This is a genomic window from Nocardia amikacinitolerans NBRC 108937 (assembly GCF_001612615.1).
Lineage (GTDB): Bacteria > Actinomycetota > Actinomycetes > Mycobacteriales > Mycobacteriaceae > Nocardia > Nocardia amikacinitolerans.
In genome coordinates this window covers 316852-330824 of the sequence record NZ_BDAU01000001.1, presented here as the reverse complement: position 1 = coordinate 330824, position 13973 = coordinate 316852, and the positions used below count along the sequence as shown (strand labels likewise).

Below are 13973 nucleotides of genomic sequence, written 5' to 3'. Positions count from 1 at the left end.
AGTTAGACCTTATCACTTTTCCTATTGACTCTTACGGGTGATCGGTTATAGCTTCTAACTAAATCGAGTCTCTCTAACTCGATGGTTGTCGGCTCCGAACTCTGAACGAGGAGAACCCCCATGTCCACTACCCCGCGCACCTCTCGTCGCGCCGCCCGCTTCCTCGTCCCGCTGGCCGCCGCGCTCGCGCTGACCGCCGTGACCGCATGCGGCGGCGCGGACAACGAAACAGGCCAAGCCGCAACGACCACCGCTCCCGCGCACCCGGCTCCGCTGACCTGCGGCGGGGCCGGTATCGACGGCGATGCGCGGATCCGGTACCGGACGGAGACCTTGATCGATGCGCCGTTGCGCACCATCTGGGAGTTGCAGACCGACGTGGAACGCTGGCCCTCCTGGCAGCAGCCCGTCACAAGCATGAAGCTCTTGGACCAGGGGCCGCTGCGGGAAGGTTCGCGTTTCCAGTGGACGACCCCAGCCCCTGCGACCGCCACGACCCCGGCCACCACCCTGGTCATCACTTCGAGCGTCCACCAACTACAACTCAATGGGTGCATTCGCTGGAGCGGCCCCGGTATCGGCGACGGACTGCGCATCGACAACGGCATCCACGTCTGGACCTTCACCGAGGTCGACGGTGGTGTCCTGGTGCGCACCGAGGAGAACTGGACCGGCGCGCAGGTCGAAGCCGACGTGCCCACCTCCACCGCTTTTCTCGGAGCGGGCCTCGAAGCCTGGTTGCGCGATCTGAAGGCCGCCGCCGAAGCCGCGTCCTGACCGGACGCCGCGTGCTACTCCTTCGTCGCGGTGGCGGGCCAGCCGATGCCGGGCCTGCCGTGCGTTGCGCCGACCGCGTCGACGGCGCCGCCGCGGAAAATGTCGGCGAGACACGCGCCCGGATCAGCCGTTGCCGTTGCCGCAGGTGAGAAGGTCGCAGGGTGATCACGACTACTGACCGCGTCATCGACCGCTGTGTGACCGTGAATCGTCCCCACGAGCCCGCCGCCGTGGGATCGGGGTGGACGTCGACGAGCGATGACCGTGCCGGAGATTTCGGCGTGCATCACCGACCGGCGACCCGCCCCTGCCCGGAGCAACGCCGTCTGCTCGAGGCCATCCGCGTGGCGGCAGGCCACCTCGCATCGGCTCCCGGCTACACCGACGAGGAACGCCGCCGCGCGCAGGCGCTGCTTGCCGACGCCGTCGCGCACTCGCGGAGCGCGGCCGAAATCTTCGACATCGACCCGACTCTCACCGACGAGTCGAGTCTGACCGGCCACCACGTGGATCTGCTGATCGAGCTGTTGGGCCAGCTCCCCGCGAAGCTGGACGCCGCGTGCCCCGAACCGAGCGACCCGCGCCGCACCCACGGTGCCGCCGCGCTCGCCCAGCAGTGGGCCGAAGCCATCGCGCTGGCCAGCGCGATCCGGGCTCGGGTGAGTCAGATGCTGCAGGAGCTGCCGCGCCCGGACTGGAACAGCCCCGACGGCCAGCACCGAATCTCTCGGCAGCGCTTGGCGCGCAACGTGGCGCTGATCGCCGAGGCGGTCGAACTGTTGCGAGCCGCGGTCGGCGACGCCGTCGCGGTCGACGTGCCGCACCCGCAGGCCCGCGCTATCGGCCGGCTCGTCGACACCCTGGACACGCTGGTCGAGGACCTGCGGGCAGAGAACCCGCACTGACAGGAGACCTCGCCGCGGCCGACGACCACTTCCGCGCTGTCGGTCTCACCCTGCTCGAACCAACGCCGGACACGGTGTGCGGGACGCGGTTCCGCGCCGGGCCGACCCCTCTCGACATCGGGCATACACTGTTCGTCGCGCTCGCGATCGGTGGTGCTCACCGCGCAAGCACATCGAGTTCGAACCGGGAAAACCGCCGCTACGGCGATCGAGTATGAAGGTGTGACGCAGCACGGTGCGGGTACGACCGAGGTGTCGGTGGCGGACCGCGCGTGTTTGCGCGAGCAGGTGAGTGATCATGAAGACGAAATCGCCGGAGACGGTGAAATGCCGGGGATGTCAGGCCTGGTGGCCGTTGAGCGCCCACAATGTGTGCCATTGTTCGCAATGCCATCAGACGTTCACCGGTGAAAAGGCCGCGAACCTGCATTTGGTGGTCGACTATCGCCACAAACCGCACGTCACCTGTCGGACACCGGCCAGCGTCGGCCTCATCGACGCGGGCCGTGAATACCCGTGCTGGGGACTACCGCAGAATTAGCGCTGCGCGGGCCGTTGTTCATCGCCGCGCGGCCCAGCCGCGCGCTTGCTGTGCCGCGATGTCGACCAAGCGGTCGTAGCCGAGATTGATGTCGAGGTAATGGCTTGCCGCATAAGGCAACTCGTTGATGTGCAGATCACCCGTTCCGGTCGGCCGGTACCGATAGAAGTGGTATCCATGCTGCGTCTCGCACCGCCCTTGCATCCGCTGTGCGCTGGTCGTCCAGGTGGACGCGGATTCGGGCATGCCGCCGGGGAAGGTCATGTACTCGTAGATGAGCGCGGTGATGCCGGCGGCGTACGGCGCCGAGGGCACGGTCAGCCCTACCGGGCTCGGATCTCCGCTCAGCACAGCGGGATCGGTGCAGGCGACCTCGTACGCCGGACCGCTCGGTGCGCCGACCATCGCGGAGAGCGGATCCAGTGCACTGTTCCCATAGATCGAGAGCACCAGCAGTGGATCCAGCATGGCGGTGGAATACGCCACGACGCAGCCGAATTCGCCGCGCGTGGTGCAGAGGGGGATATTGGCGAAGTCGCCGCCGACCACGCTGCCCCTGGCGGCCTGCACATTTCCGCCCAGCAGGAAGGCGCCGACCAGGCGTTCGCGCAGCTGCGGATCGTGATCGATCCGTTCGCGAATCAGCTTGCGCAACAGTAGGCTTCCTTGCGAGTGGCCGATCAGCAGGAATCCGCGGCCGTCGTTGTCCTCGGCGAGATATCGGTCCCAGGCGGCGAGTAGGTCGTCATAGGACCGCTGAATGAGTGGCAACCCGGTCAGCAGTTGCAGCGAGATCCCCGGCGGGGTCGTCAGTTGACGGTAGAGCGGGGCGAACACCCGGCACTGCGTAGAGAACCTTGCCGCCTGCATGGTCGCCATCGACGCCACCGCGGGCTCGAAGGGTGGGTCCGCGTAGATCGCGGGACCGTTGGTGACGGTCGGGTAGACGTAGAAGCAGTCCACCGGCTTGTCCTGCTCGGGTCCGACCGAGGGGGTGGTCACGGCGCCGGTGAGCTGGTCGGTGGTGTCGAGCGGAACGTCGCAGGGATCGGCTGACAGCGCGGGACTGCACAACCACTCGATGGTCGACACCGGCTGCGCCGCAACCGGATCTGCCGCTACGGCACAGAACATCGCCGCCAGCGTCGCGGCGAACCGCCTGATTGCCGCCATTGGGCACCCCCGATGTTGTTCGCCGGTCGCGCCGAATTTACCGCAGAGCTCCGGGACGTGTAGTAAATCGTCACGACCGCGAACGAGGTTGTCTGCGAACCGGATTCACACAAACATTTCGTGACACTTTGTTTTCTCCACGAGCCGTTCACAGAAGGCTACCGGCGGGTAACGAAGCGTGGTCTGATGGGCCGGTCCCGAAACCGGGATGCAGTGAATGCACAACCAGAGGATGATGTATGACCTCCAAAATTGTTCGCCCGCTTGCCATTGCCGCCTTGGTGCTCTCCGCCGGCTCCCTGACCGCAGGCACCGCTACCGCGGCCAGCCCGGTGTCGGGTTCGGTGGAAGTGTGCACCGGTATCCCGGTCGGTCCGGTCGAGCTGAGCCTCTGCCTGTAACCGTTCGCCTCGGCCCGCGGCTGTCGCGAGATCATCCGTGGTGAACGCCGGCCCGAAACCGTCGGCGCCGCAGGGCATCGGGACGCGTCTTCGCCCGGGGCTGCACGACCCCGGGCGAAGACGCGCCCGCGATCCGGCGAGCCCGGTCCCCGCGGATTCTTCGACCAACTCGTGCTCGGCGGCCTCGCCCTCGCGCAGTGATCGTCGGTTTCGTCCTGGCCTAGCTGGGTGACCGCCAGGTCGGTTCGCCGCAAGTCGGGGCGGGTCGATGACCTGAATATCGCCCCTCGGGTTGTTTACTTGGCGGGATGTTCACGCACGGACCCTGTCGAATACGCGAACGGGGCCGTGGATGCGGTAATGCCGAACCGGGGTCGTGTCCTGGATCGCGATGGCGTTGCCGGTGTGGAGGTTTGGCCGGAATCGACTGTGAGGAGGGCTAGTGGCGAAGGACGTGGTGCGCCGGGCTGCCGGGGTGAGCGCCAAAGTGGGTCTCGTCGGTGCGGCGGTCGGTGCGTTGGTGCTTGGACAGCACACCGTCGCGCACGCCGCGGAGACGACCACATTCCATCTACCGCTGATCAAGTTGTCCCAAACATGGGGTGTGCCATCGATATTCAGCGTCTACCTGACGGCGACCGTCGGCGAGGAGCCCGGAGTCACCACCTTCGGCGTCGCCAACCCGGGACCGTTCAGCGGCGGTACGATTTTCGACTCCCACGCCCGGATTCACTGGTCGAACCTGACGACCGGAGCGGTCGGCGTGGTGGACGTGCCGGATCGGGAAACGGCGCTGCGCCCCTGTGACTGCGCCCCGGCGCCGGTGCGGGTGCGGACCGGCGCGGGCTCGATCGTCGCACTCGCGACCGCCGGTGGCGTCGCCATCAATGTGTCCTCGGGGCTGGGTACTGTCAGGGCTTCTTGAGCCGGTGACCGGACCCCCGCGCGGATCTATGCCGCGCGGGGGTCCGGCGTCACGGGCGATTCGCGTCGTCGAAGAGCGGAGGCAACAGGATCAGGTCGGTGCCCACCTGGCGTCGCGTGCTCAGGGCATGCGCATGAGCTGTCGGGAGAGACCGAAGAGGCGGCGGGCGAGCCGCACGACGGGAAGGCCGAGCGGAAGGAGGATGATCGTCACGCAGAGCACCGCGCCGAGGAGCCAGACCACGGCGGCGAGAATTCCGACCACCGTGCCGAGCACGCCGGTCAGAAGCCCGACCACTACGTCGAGCAGGCCCTTGAGCAGCCGCATGATGACCTTTCCGACTCCATTCTGCTCCTTCGCGAACCGCCGCGCACCTGCCGATGTTCGCCGGGTGGCTACTCCGAGACCGGCCCACCTGCCGCAAGCGATTCGCCGTGGAATTCGCGCAGCGCGGCTATGACACCGACGAGAACCCGATGGGCCGCCCGCAGGTCGGCATCGGGCAGCTCGGCCAGCGCGGCGCGGGTCCGGGCGCCGAGCGGACCGAAGAAGCCCGCCGCGACCGCCATGCCGTGATCGGTGTAGCGCAGGTGGACTCGACGTCGATCGGCGGCGTCCTGCGTGCGTTCCAGGTGACCCGAGTCGAGCATCCGCTCGACCAGGTAGGTGACGGCGGGCGCGGAGATCCCCATCAACTTGCTCAGCTGCCCCGCGGTGACCGGCGTGCCTTCGGCATCGGCCGTCGCGATGTGCATCAGGGCGCGGAAATCGTTGGGGCGCAGGTCGTTCGCCCGCGCGAAGCGGTGACCGATCTGTTCCGAGACGGCCGTGAGCGCGCGCAGGTCCCGAGCGATCTCGGTCTCCAATGCCGTCCGATCGGTGCTCGGGTCCGTCGTGTTCGCGACGCTGTCGCTCACCTGCGCCTCCTGTCTGTCCGGCTCAGAGCTTAGTCACTCGGGTGGGCGCCCGTTGCCGATTATTTAAGTTTCTGAAATAGTTGCCGACGTGAACGGGAACGCGTGGGACCGATTCGCCAGGCTGGTCACCGGGCGACGATCGTGGGTGGTGCTGCTCGTGATCCTCGCGGCGGCGATGGCGATCATGGCGCTGGCGGGCGGCAACGACAGCGCGGGACAGGCGCCCGATTCGCTACCCGCCTCGTCCGAGTCCGCCCGCGCCGCGCTGGCGGCCGAACAGTTCCCGGACGCCGGAAACGCCGCCGCCATCGTGGTCGCGACCCGCGCCGACGACGGCGAGCTGACGCCAGCCGATCTCGCCGCGCTCGATGCGGCACTCGCCCGCGCCGATGCCAAGGCGGGACCGACCGGCGTCGTCGTCGCCCCGGACGGTCGAGCAGCGCTCGGACCCGTCGTGGTCCCGTCGGATCTCAACGGCTTCGCGCTCACCGACCGGATCGAGGAACTGCGCGCCGCGGTCACCGCGGGCGCACCCGAGGGGCTCCGGTTGCAGGTGACAGGCGGACCGGCCTTCGGTGCCGATATCGCCGACTCGTTCTCCGGCGCGAACACCCTGCTGCTCGCCGTGACCGCGCTCGTGGTGATGGTGCTGCTGATCGTGACCTACCGCTCGCCGGTGCTGTGGCTGGTACCGCTGACGGTGGTCGGCCTCGCGGACCGGGTCGCCACCAGCGTCGGCACCGCACTCGCCGACCTCACCGGACTCGCCTTCGACGGATCGACCTCCGGCATCACCAGCGTGCTGGTCTTCGGGGCGGGAACCAATTACGCGCTGCTGCTGGTGTCGCGCTACCGCGACGAACTGCACCGGCACACCGACCATCGAGACGCGCTGCGCGCGGCGGTGCGGCGCGCCGGACCCGCCATCGTCGCCAGCAACGTCACCGTTGTCCTGGCCCTGCTGACCCTGCTGCTCGCGCTGTTGCCCAACACCCGCAGCCTCGGCGCGTTCGCGGCGGCGGGCCTGGTGGTCGCGGTGATCTTCGTGCTCACCGCGCTGCCGCCCGCCCTCGCGCTGTGCGGACGAGGGGTGTTCTGGCCGTTCGTGCCTCGGCCGGATGGCCGCGACGCCGCCGAGGGCGGGGCCTGGGCGGCGGTCGCGACGCGCGTGGTGCGTCGCCCGGTCGTCGTCGCCTGCGGTGCGTCGGCGATGCTCGTCGTCTTCGCCGCCGGTCTGGCGACCAGCGACATCGGACTCTCGCGCACCGAGCAGTTCCGTGTCCGAGCCGAATCGGTCGACGGTTTGAATGTCCTCGCCGAGCACTTTCCATCCGGAACGTCGGACCCGGCCGTCGTGATCGCGCGCACCAGCGCTACCGCGCCGGTCCAGTCGGCGCTCGACACGGTCTCCGGGGTCTCGCGCGCCACGGTGACCGGAACATCCGAAAGCGGTTGGACCCGTTGGTCGGTGGTGCTGGACGCGGCTCCGGCCTCCGCCGCGGCGTTCACCACCATCGAGAACATCCGGTCGGCGGTGGCGGCGGCGCCCGGCGCGCAGGCCCTGGTCGGCGGGTCCGACGCCGAAGCGCTCGACATCCGCGACGCCGCGCGCCGCGACCAGGCTCTGATCATTCCGCTCATCCTCGCCGTCGTGCTGCTGGTGCTCGTGGTGCTGCTCCGTGCGCTGCCCGCCGCGGTGCTGCTGGTGGGTGTCACGGTGCTCAGCGCGCTCGCCGCGCTCGGCGCGGGCAGCTGGATCAGCGACAACGTGTTCGGTTTCCCTGCGCTGGACACCAACGTCCCGCTGTTCGGCTTCCTGTTCCTGGTGGCGCTCGGCGTGGATTACACGATCTTCCTGGTGACGAGGGCGCGGGAGGAGGCGAAAGCGCACGGCACCACGCGGGGGATGGTCCGCGCGGTCGCCTCGACCGGCGCGGTCATCACCAGCGCGGGCGTGGTCCTCGCCGCGGTGTTCTACGTCCTCGGCGTGCTGCCGCTGATCACCCTGACCCAGTTGGGCATCGTCGTGGGCATCGGCATCCTGCTGGACACCTTCGTGGTGCGGACGCTGGTCGTACCGGCCCTGTTCGCGATGCTGGGCGACAAGGTGTGGTGGCCCGGCGGGCCTGCCGCGCGAGCCCCCTATCCCGCCGCGACCGCGGCCGCCCAGCGGTAGTCGGCCTTGCCCGGCGGTGTGCGCCGGACCTCGTCCACCACGACCATGGATCGCGGTACCTTGTAGCCCGCCAACGTCTTTCGGCAGTGCCGCTGGACGTCCTCCAGTTCGAGCGCCGGTGCGTCCGGATAGGTCGCGACGATCGCGGCGACCTTCTGGCCGGGCCGTCAGTCCTTGGCGAACGCCGCGGCGAGCTCCCGTTCGACGTCGATGTACGGGGTGCCCGAGGTGTCGACGATCACCTTGGCGACGGTGCCGCCGGTGAACGGATACGGTGCGGTGTAGGCGCTCGACACCGACTGCCCACCGTTGCGGCCCACGCCGATTCCGCCGCCGGCCAATCCGAAGGTGCCGGGATGGGTACGCATGCCGGACCGGGACGCGACGACCGCGTCATCGATATACAGCGAGACCTCACCGAGCGGGGTGTGACTGCCGTCGACGGTGCCGGTTCGCTCGTATCGGACGCCGAACAGGTGGTTGCCCAAGGGCAGGGAGTCCGGCGCGGACACCCACTGCTCGTCCTCGCCCATGAAGTTGTAGAGATAGTGCAGGCGTCCGTCTTTGACGAAGAGGACGTGTCCGCCGTGGCCCGCGCCCTGCTTGAACAGCACGCCCTCGGCGGCGGGGGAGTCGACGGTGACTTCGGCGAGCACCGAATAGGACTGACCGCGGATCTCGACCCCCGCGCCGATGCCGACCTCGGCGGTGCCCGGGTAGTACGTGAAATTCGTCCGGTCGGCCACCAGGTAGGGCCGCCAACGGTTCAGCGTCTCCAGGATGTTGAGATCGGCCAGCGGCAGCCCGTTGTACTTGGCGGCCTCGGAGAACCACAACGCCTTCAATTCTTCGAGCTTGCCGGGATTCTCGGCGGCCAAGTCGCGATTCTGGCTGCGGTCCTCCTCGATGTGGTAGAGCTCCCAGCGGTCCTGATCGAAGTGACTCCAGCCGGACGGGGTGGCCGCGTGCACGGTGTTGGCGAACCAGCCGCGGTGCCAGATGCCTCGGGTGCCGAGCATCGTGTAGAACTGCGTGTCCTTGCCGGTCTCGGCGGCCGGATCCTGAAGTGCCGCTTTGAAACTCACGCCTTCCAGCGGCCGTTGCGGTATGCCGCGCACGGTGTCGGGCGGGGTGATGCCAAGCAGGTCGTAGACGGTCGGCGTCACGTCGCAGACGTTGACGTAGCTGTCGCACACGGTGCCGTGCGCGCGAATTCCGTTGGGCCAGGAGATGATCGCCGGATCGGCGATGCCGCCCTCGTGGGAGGCGTAACGCTTGTACAGCTTGTAGGGCGTGTTGAACGCCATCGCCCAGCCGATCGGATAGTGGTTGTAGGTCTGCGGGCCGCCGAGCTGGTCGTAGAACCGCATGCTCTCTTCGACAGTGTCGATGTAGCCGTTGAAGAACTTGACCTCGTTGACCGAGCCGTTGGGTCCGCCTTCGCCACTGGCTCCGTTGTCGGAGATGACCACGATGATGGTGTTGTCCAGCTGGCCCGACTCTTCCAGATAGTCGAGTATCCGGCCGATCTGATCGTCGGTGTAGCTCAGGAACCCGGCGAAGACCTCCGCCATTCGGGCGAACAGCCGCTTCTCCTCGGCGTTCAGCGAGTCCCACGGGCGGACGGTGTCCAACAACGGCCACGGCTCGCCGTTGGGCCCCTTGGCGCCGAGATACGGGTTGACCGGCGACATCTCGGTGTCGGGCGGGACGATGCCCATCCGTTTCTGGTTCTCCAGCACGATGTCGCGGTAGGCCTCGTAGCCCATGTCGAAGCGGCCGGCGTAGCGGTCGGCCCACTCGGCGAACACGTGGTGCGGGGCGTGGCCCGCACCGGGGCAGACGTAGGAGAACCACGGCTTGTCAGGCGCGATGACCTTGGCGTCGCGGATGAATTCGATGGTCTTGTCCGCGATGTCCTTCGACAGGTGGTAGCCCTCCTCCGGGGTGGCCGGTGGGGCGGTGGTGTGGTTGTCGTAGATCAGCTCGGGGTACCACTGGTCGGTCTCGCCGCCCATGAATCCGTAGAAGCGTTCGAAACCCCGGCCGAGCGGCCAATGGCGTTTGGTGGCAGCCAGATTCGACTCCTCCAGCGGCGTCAGGTGCCACTTCCCGACGCAGTAGGTGTTCCAACCACGTTCGGCGAGCACCTCCGACAGCAACGCGGTCTCGAAGGGAATCCGGCCGCTGCAATTGGGGAAGCCGTCGGTGAATTCCTCGATCGTCGCCATGCCGACGGAGGTGGCGTTGCGTCCGGTGAGCAACGACGCGCGCGTCGGCGAGCACAGCGCGGTGGTGTGGAACTGCGACAGCCGCACGCCGCGCTCGGCGATTCGCGTCATGTTCGGCATCTCGACGAGGCCGCCGAAGCAGTCCCAGGTGGCGATGCCGATGTCGTCCCAGACGAGGTAGAGCACATTCGGCGCCCCCTCCGGCGCGGTGGGTGCCGCGAACGGGCCCCAATCCGGTTCGGAGTCGCGGATGTCCAGTGCGATCTTGCCCTTGAAATCGGTCGCCATCGAGCACCCCGATCGTGGTTGGAAGATTGCTGTCGACGTGCTGATGGGAGGATATCCCGCCGAATGCCTCGCTCGAGGCGGAAATCATCGCCTCGAGCTAGATATCAGCAACTATTCAGTTACGTGCTGTGTGAATCCGGTGGCGCCGAGGCGAAATTGCTGAAGCGCCACCGGAAAGTCGCGGGTCAGCTGCCCACGTACTCGGCGAGGTGTTCGCCGGTGAGGGTGGAGCGACCGGCCACCAGGTCGGCGGGCGTGCCCTCGAAGACGATCTTGCCGCCGTCGTGGCCCGCGCCGGGACCGAGGTCGATGATCCAGTCGGCGTGCGCCATCACCGCTTGGTGGTGCTCGATGACGATGACCGATTTGCCGGAGTCCACCAGCCGGTCCAGCAGGCCGAGCAGCTGTTCCACGTCGGCGAGGTGCAGGCCGGTGGTCGGCTCGTCGAGGACGTAGACGCCGCCCTTGTCGCCCATGTGGGTGGCCAGCTTGAGTCGCTGCCGCTCGCCGCCGGACAGCGTGGTCAGCGGCTGGCCGAGGCCGAGGTAGCCGAGCCCGACGTCGACGAGCCGGTCCAGGATGGCGTGCGCGGCCGGAATCCGCGCCTCGCCCGAGCCGAAGAAGTCCTCGGCCTCGGTCACCGACATCGCGAGCACCTCGCTGATGTCGCGGCCGCCGAGCTTGTACTCCAGCACCGCGGGCTGGAACCGCTTGCCCTCGCAGTCCTCACAGGGGGATTCGACACCGGCCATCATCCCCAGATCGGTGTAGATGACCCCGGCGCCGTTGCAGGTGGGACACGCACCTTCGGAGTTGGCGCTGAACAACGCGGGCTTCACACCGTTGGCCTTGGCGAACGCCTTGCGGATCGGCTCGAGCAGCCCGGTGTAGGTCGCCGGATTGCTGCGCCGCGAGCCGCGGATCGGCGCTTGGTCGACCGCGACCACGCCCTCCGAGGCGGGGATCGAACCGTGGATCAGCGAGCTCTTGCCGGAGCCCGCGACGCCGGTGACGACGACGAGCACGCCGAGCGGGATGTCGACGTCGACGTCGCGCAGATTGTTGGCCGACGCGCCGCGGATCGCCAGCTCGCCGGTGGGCTCGCGCACCGTGGGCTTGAGCGCGGCGCGGTCGTCGAGATGACGGCCGGTGACGGTGTCGCTGGCCCGCAGACCCTCGAGGGTGCCTTCGTAGCAGATGGTGCCGCCCGCCGAACCCGCGCCGGGCCCGAGGTCCACGACGTGGTCGGCGATCGCGATCGCCTCCGGCTTGTGCTCGACCACGAGGACCGTGTTGCCCTTGTCGCGAAGCCGCAGTAGCAGGTTGTTCATCCGCTGAATGTCGTGCGGGTGCAGGCCGATGGTCGGCTCGTCGAAGACATAGGTGACGTCGGTGAGCGACGAGCCGAGATGACGGATCATCTTGACCCGCTGCGCCTCACCGCCCGACAGGGTGCCAGCGGGCCGCTCGAGCGAGAGGTAGCCGAGGCCGATCTCCACGAACGAGTCCAGCGTGTGCCCGAGCGCGTCGAGCAGCGGCCCGACCGACGGCTCGTCCAAGCCGCGGACCCATTCGGCGAGGTCGCGAATCTCCATCGCGCAGGCGTCGGCGATGTTGATGCCCTTGATCCGCGAGGAGCGCGCCCCTTCGGCAAGCCGGGTGCCGTCGCATTCGGGGCAGGTGGTGAAGGTGACCGCCCGCTCGACGAACGCGCGAATGTGCGGCTGCATCGACTCGGGATCCTTGGACAGGAACGACTTCTGCACCTTGGGAATCAGTCCCTCGTAGGTGAGGTTGACGCCGTCGACCTTCACCTTGACCGGCTCCTTGTACAGGAAGTCGCGCATCTCCTTCTTGGTGTACTTGCGGATCGGCTTGTTCGGATCGACGAAGCCCGACTCGGCGTAGACCCGCACCGTCCAGAAGCTGTCGGACTTCCAGCCGGGAATGGTGAACGCGCCCTCGGCGAGCGACTTGGAGTCGTCGTAGAGCTGGGTGAGGTCGATATCGGAGACCGTGCCGCGGCCTTCGCAGCGGGTGCACATGCCACCGGTGCGGGAGAACGTCGCCTTGACGGCCTTGGTCTTGCCCTCGCCGCGTTCGACCGTGATCGCACCGGCCGCCTTGACCGAGGCGGTGTTGAAGGAGAACGCGCTGGGCGGGCCGATGTGCGGATCGCCCAGCCTGCTGAACAGGATGCGCAGCATCGCGTTGGCGTCGGTGGCGGTGCCGACCGTGGAGCGGGGATCGCCGCCCATCCGCTGTTGGTCGACGGTGATCGCGGTGGTCAGGCCGTCGAGCACGTCGACCTCGGGCCGCGCCAGGGTCGGCATGAAGCCCTGCACGAAGGCGCTGTATGTCTCGTTGATCAGCCGCTGCGACTCGGCGGCGATCGTGCCGAACACCAGCGAGCTCTTGCCGGAGCCGGAGACGCCGGTGAACACCGTGAGCCTGCGCTTGGGGATCTCGATGCTGACGTCCCGGAGGTTGTTCACTCGCGCGCCGTGCACACGGATCAGATCGTGGCTGTCGGCAGCGTGCCGCGCGGGCGATGCGGCGCCCGTCTTCGTGGCCTTTCCGGTGTTCTTCCTCGTGGCCGTTGTCATCGTTTCTCCCTCTGATTCGCGGGCCGTCTTCGCGGTCTCCTTCGACGCGCCTGGCGATACGCGAGCGGTTGTCGACGGTGGCCACCGGGTCGGCGGCCACCGCTGCGGGTGGGGTGGTCAGCTCACCTGCTGGATGCGGACCATGTTGCCAGCGGGATCGCGGAAGGCGCAGTCGCGGACGCCGTACGGCTGGTCGGTCGGCTCCTGGACAACCTCGGCGTCACCGGCCTGGATCCGATCGAAGACGCCGTCGACATCCTTGGACGCCAGCAGCACGCTGGCGTAGGTGCCCTTGGCCATCATCTCCTCGATGGTGCGGCGTTCCTCGTCGGTGATGCCGGGGGAGGCCTGCGGGGGGTAGAGGACGATCGACGTGCCTGGCTGGTCGGCGGGGCCGACGGTGATCCAGCGCATCCCGTTGTATCCGACGTCGTTGCGGACCTCGAAGCCGAGCGTGTCTCGGTAGAAGGCCAGCGCCGCGTCCGGGTCGTTCTGCGGAAGGAAGCTCGCGAGAATGCTGATATCCATGCTGATCAGGCTAATTGCGCCGGACCGGCCGACGCTTCTTTATTCCTGATCGGTCTGGTCACCTGCTTCGCTACGCACGACGGCATGCCCTCGGTCGCGTCCGCCGCTTCGCGCCGGTAGACGCTGGGCGGCATGCCGACCAACTCGGTGAACCGGGTGCTGAAGGTGCCGAGCGACGAGCAGCCGACCGCGAAGCAGACCTCGGTGACGCTGAGGTCGCCGCGCCGCAGCAGCGCCATCGCGCGCTCGATGCGCCGCGTCATCAGGTAGGAGTACGGCGACTCGCCGTAGGCGAGCTTGAACTGGCGGCTCAGGTGCCCCGCCGACATGTGCGCGTCACGGGCGAGCTTCTCGACGTCCAGCGGTTTGGCGTACTCGCGGTCGATGCGATCGCGGACGCGACGCAACCGCGCGAGGTCGCGCAGGTGCGGCTCCGAGGCGGAATTGCTGCTCACCTCCGCGATCGTCCCACGTCACCGCGGATCGCGCACGACCGGCGGCGTCC

The 13973-nt window shown here is 68.0% G+C and carries 13 protein-coding genes and 1 pseudogene; 6 read left to right on the top strand and 8 right to left on the bottom strand.

Annotated elements, in window-relative coordinates; translation table 11 throughout:
* Positions 1-120: 120 nt before the first annotated feature.
* From NAM01S_RS01490 to NAM01S_RS34660, 3 genes are all read left to right on the top strand, one after another.
* Positions 121-777, top strand: a complete 657-nt coding sequence (locus NAM01S_RS01490) for an SRPBCC family protein (RefSeq protein ID WP_067778166.1) — start codon at positions 121-123, stop codon at positions 775-777.
* Between the two features lie 161 nt (positions 778-938).
* The gene (locus tag NAM01S_RS01485; protein ID WP_169810788.1) at positions 939-1682 is read left to right on the top strand and encodes a hypothetical protein; all 744 of its coding nucleotides are present in this window, start codon (positions 939-941) and stop codon (positions 1680-1682) included.
* A gap of 298 nt (positions 1683-1980) precedes the next feature.
* Positions 1981-2223: an FDXHR family putative zinc-binding protein gene (locus NAM01S_RS34660; RefSeq protein ID WP_157107538.1), complete on the top strand. Its 243-nt coding sequence runs from the start codon at positions 1981-1983 to the stop codon at positions 2221-2223.
* Positions 2224-2241: 18 nt separating this feature from the next.
* Here NAM01S_RS34660 and NAM01S_RS01480 read toward each other — a convergent pair whose 3' ends face one another.
* A complete protein-coding gene (locus NAM01S_RS01480; protein ID WP_067778164.1) occupies positions 2242-3396 on the bottom strand; it encodes a DUF3089 domain-containing protein in 1155 nt (384 codons plus the stop codon).
* 239 nt (positions 3397-3635) lie between these two features.
* Here NAM01S_RS01480 and NAM01S_RS35600 point away from each other — a divergent pair, with 239 nt between their 5' ends.
* Both NAM01S_RS35600 and NAM01S_RS01475 read left to right on the top strand, forming a co-directional pair.
* The gene (locus tag NAM01S_RS35600; protein ID WP_169810787.1) at positions 3636-3797 is read left to right on the top strand and encodes a hypothetical protein; all 162 of its coding nucleotides are present in this window, start codon (positions 3636-3638) and stop codon (positions 3795-3797) included.
* Between the two features lie 442 nt (positions 3798-4239).
* Entirely contained in the window at positions 4240-4722 is a 483-nt protein-coding gene (locus NAM01S_RS01475; RefSeq protein ID WP_067778163.1) for a hypothetical protein, read from the top strand.
* A 120-nt stretch (positions 4723-4842) separates the two neighbouring features.
* On the opposite strand, the gene NAM01S_RS01470 is transcribed toward NAM01S_RS01475, so the two are convergent.
* Together NAM01S_RS01470 and NAM01S_RS01465 are read right to left on the bottom strand one after the other, a co-directional pair.
* Positions 4843-5049 (bottom strand): hypothetical protein, encoded by a 207-nt coding sequence (locus tag NAM01S_RS01470; RefSeq protein WP_067778162.1) that lies wholly within the window; start codon positions 5047-5049, stop codon positions 4843-4845.
* Between the two features lie 68 nt (positions 5050-5117).
* Positions 5118-5639, bottom strand: coding sequence for a MarR family winged helix-turn-helix transcriptional regulator (locus NAM01S_RS01465; RefSeq protein WP_067778161.1), 522 nt, complete (start codon positions 5637-5639; stop codon positions 5118-5120).
* Between the two features lie 175 nt (positions 5640-5814).
* Between NAM01S_RS01465 and NAM01S_RS01460 the strand changes: the two genes are divergently transcribed.
* Complete coding sequence (locus NAM01S_RS01460) at positions 5815-7815, top strand: MMPL family transporter (protein WP_253798181.1); 2001 nt, start codon at positions 5815-5817, stop codon at positions 7813-7815.
* Here the strand turns inward: NAM01S_RS01460 and NAM01S_RS33680 are convergent.
* The 5 genes and pseudogenes from NAM01S_RS33680 to NAM01S_RS01440 form a co-directional block, all read right to left on the bottom strand.
* Positions 7782-7982 (bottom strand): annotated as a pseudogene (locus tag NAM01S_RS33680) (AMP-binding enzyme); the annotation flags it as partial. The gene NAM01S_RS01460 and the pseudogene NAM01S_RS33680 sit on opposite strands and share 34 nt — an antisense overlap.
* Positions 7983-10334, bottom strand: a complete 2352-nt coding sequence (locus NAM01S_RS01455; protein WP_067778160.1) for an arylsulfatase — start codon at positions 10332-10334, stop codon at positions 7983-7985. It abuts the pseudogene before it with no gap.
* Between the two features lie 185 nt (positions 10335-10519).
* Complete coding sequence (locus tag NAM01S_RS01450; protein ID WP_067778159.1) at positions 10520-12940, bottom strand: ATP-binding cassette domain-containing protein; 2421 nt, start codon at positions 12938-12940, stop codon at positions 10520-10522.
* 117 nt (positions 12941-13057) lie between these two features.
* Positions 13058-13468, bottom strand: a complete 411-nt coding sequence (locus tag NAM01S_RS01445) for a VOC family protein (protein ID WP_067778158.1) — start codon at positions 13466-13468, stop codon at positions 13058-13060.
* A 5-nt stretch (positions 13469-13473) separates the two neighbouring features.
* A complete protein-coding gene (locus tag NAM01S_RS01440; protein WP_067778157.1) occupies positions 13474-13923 on the bottom strand; it encodes a helix-turn-helix transcriptional regulator in 450 nt (149 codons plus the stop codon).
* Positions 13924-13973 lie beyond the last annotated feature (50 nt).

Coding starts and splice junctions, on each gene's coding strand:
- NAM01S_RS35600 (WP_169810787.1), top strand. CDS start 3,636: ATGACCTCCAAAATTGTTCGCCCGCTTGCCATTGCCGCCTTGGTGCTC.
- NAM01S_RS01455 (WP_067778160.1), bottom strand. CDS start 10,334: ATGGCGACCGATTTCAAGGGCAAGATCGCACTGGACATCCGCGACTCC.
- NAM01S_RS01450 (WP_067778159.1), bottom strand. CDS start 12,940: ATGACAACGGCCACGAGGAAGAACACCGGAAAGGCCACGAAGACGGGC.
- NAM01S_RS01460 (WP_253798181.1), top strand. CDS start 5,815: ATGGCGATCATGGCGCTGGCGGGCGGCAACGACAGCGCGGGACAGGCG.
- NAM01S_RS34660 (WP_157107538.1), top strand. CDS start 1,981: ATGAAGACGAAATCGCCGGAGACGGTGAAATGCCGGGGATGTCAGGCC.
- NAM01S_RS01470 (WP_067778162.1), bottom strand. CDS start 5,049: ATGCGGCTGCTCAAGGGCCTGCTCGACGTAGTGGTCGGGCTTCTGACC.
- NAM01S_RS01445 (WP_067778158.1), bottom strand. CDS start 13,468: ATGGATATCAGCATTCTCGCGAGCTTCCTTCCGCAGAACGACCCGGAC.
- NAM01S_RS01480 (WP_067778164.1), bottom strand. CDS start 3,396: ATGGCGGCAATCAGGCGGTTCGCCGCGACGCTGGCGGCGATGTTCTGT.
- NAM01S_RS01490 (WP_067778166.1), top strand. CDS start 121: ATGTCCACTACCCCGCGCACCTCTCGTCGCGCCGCCCGCTTCCTCGTC.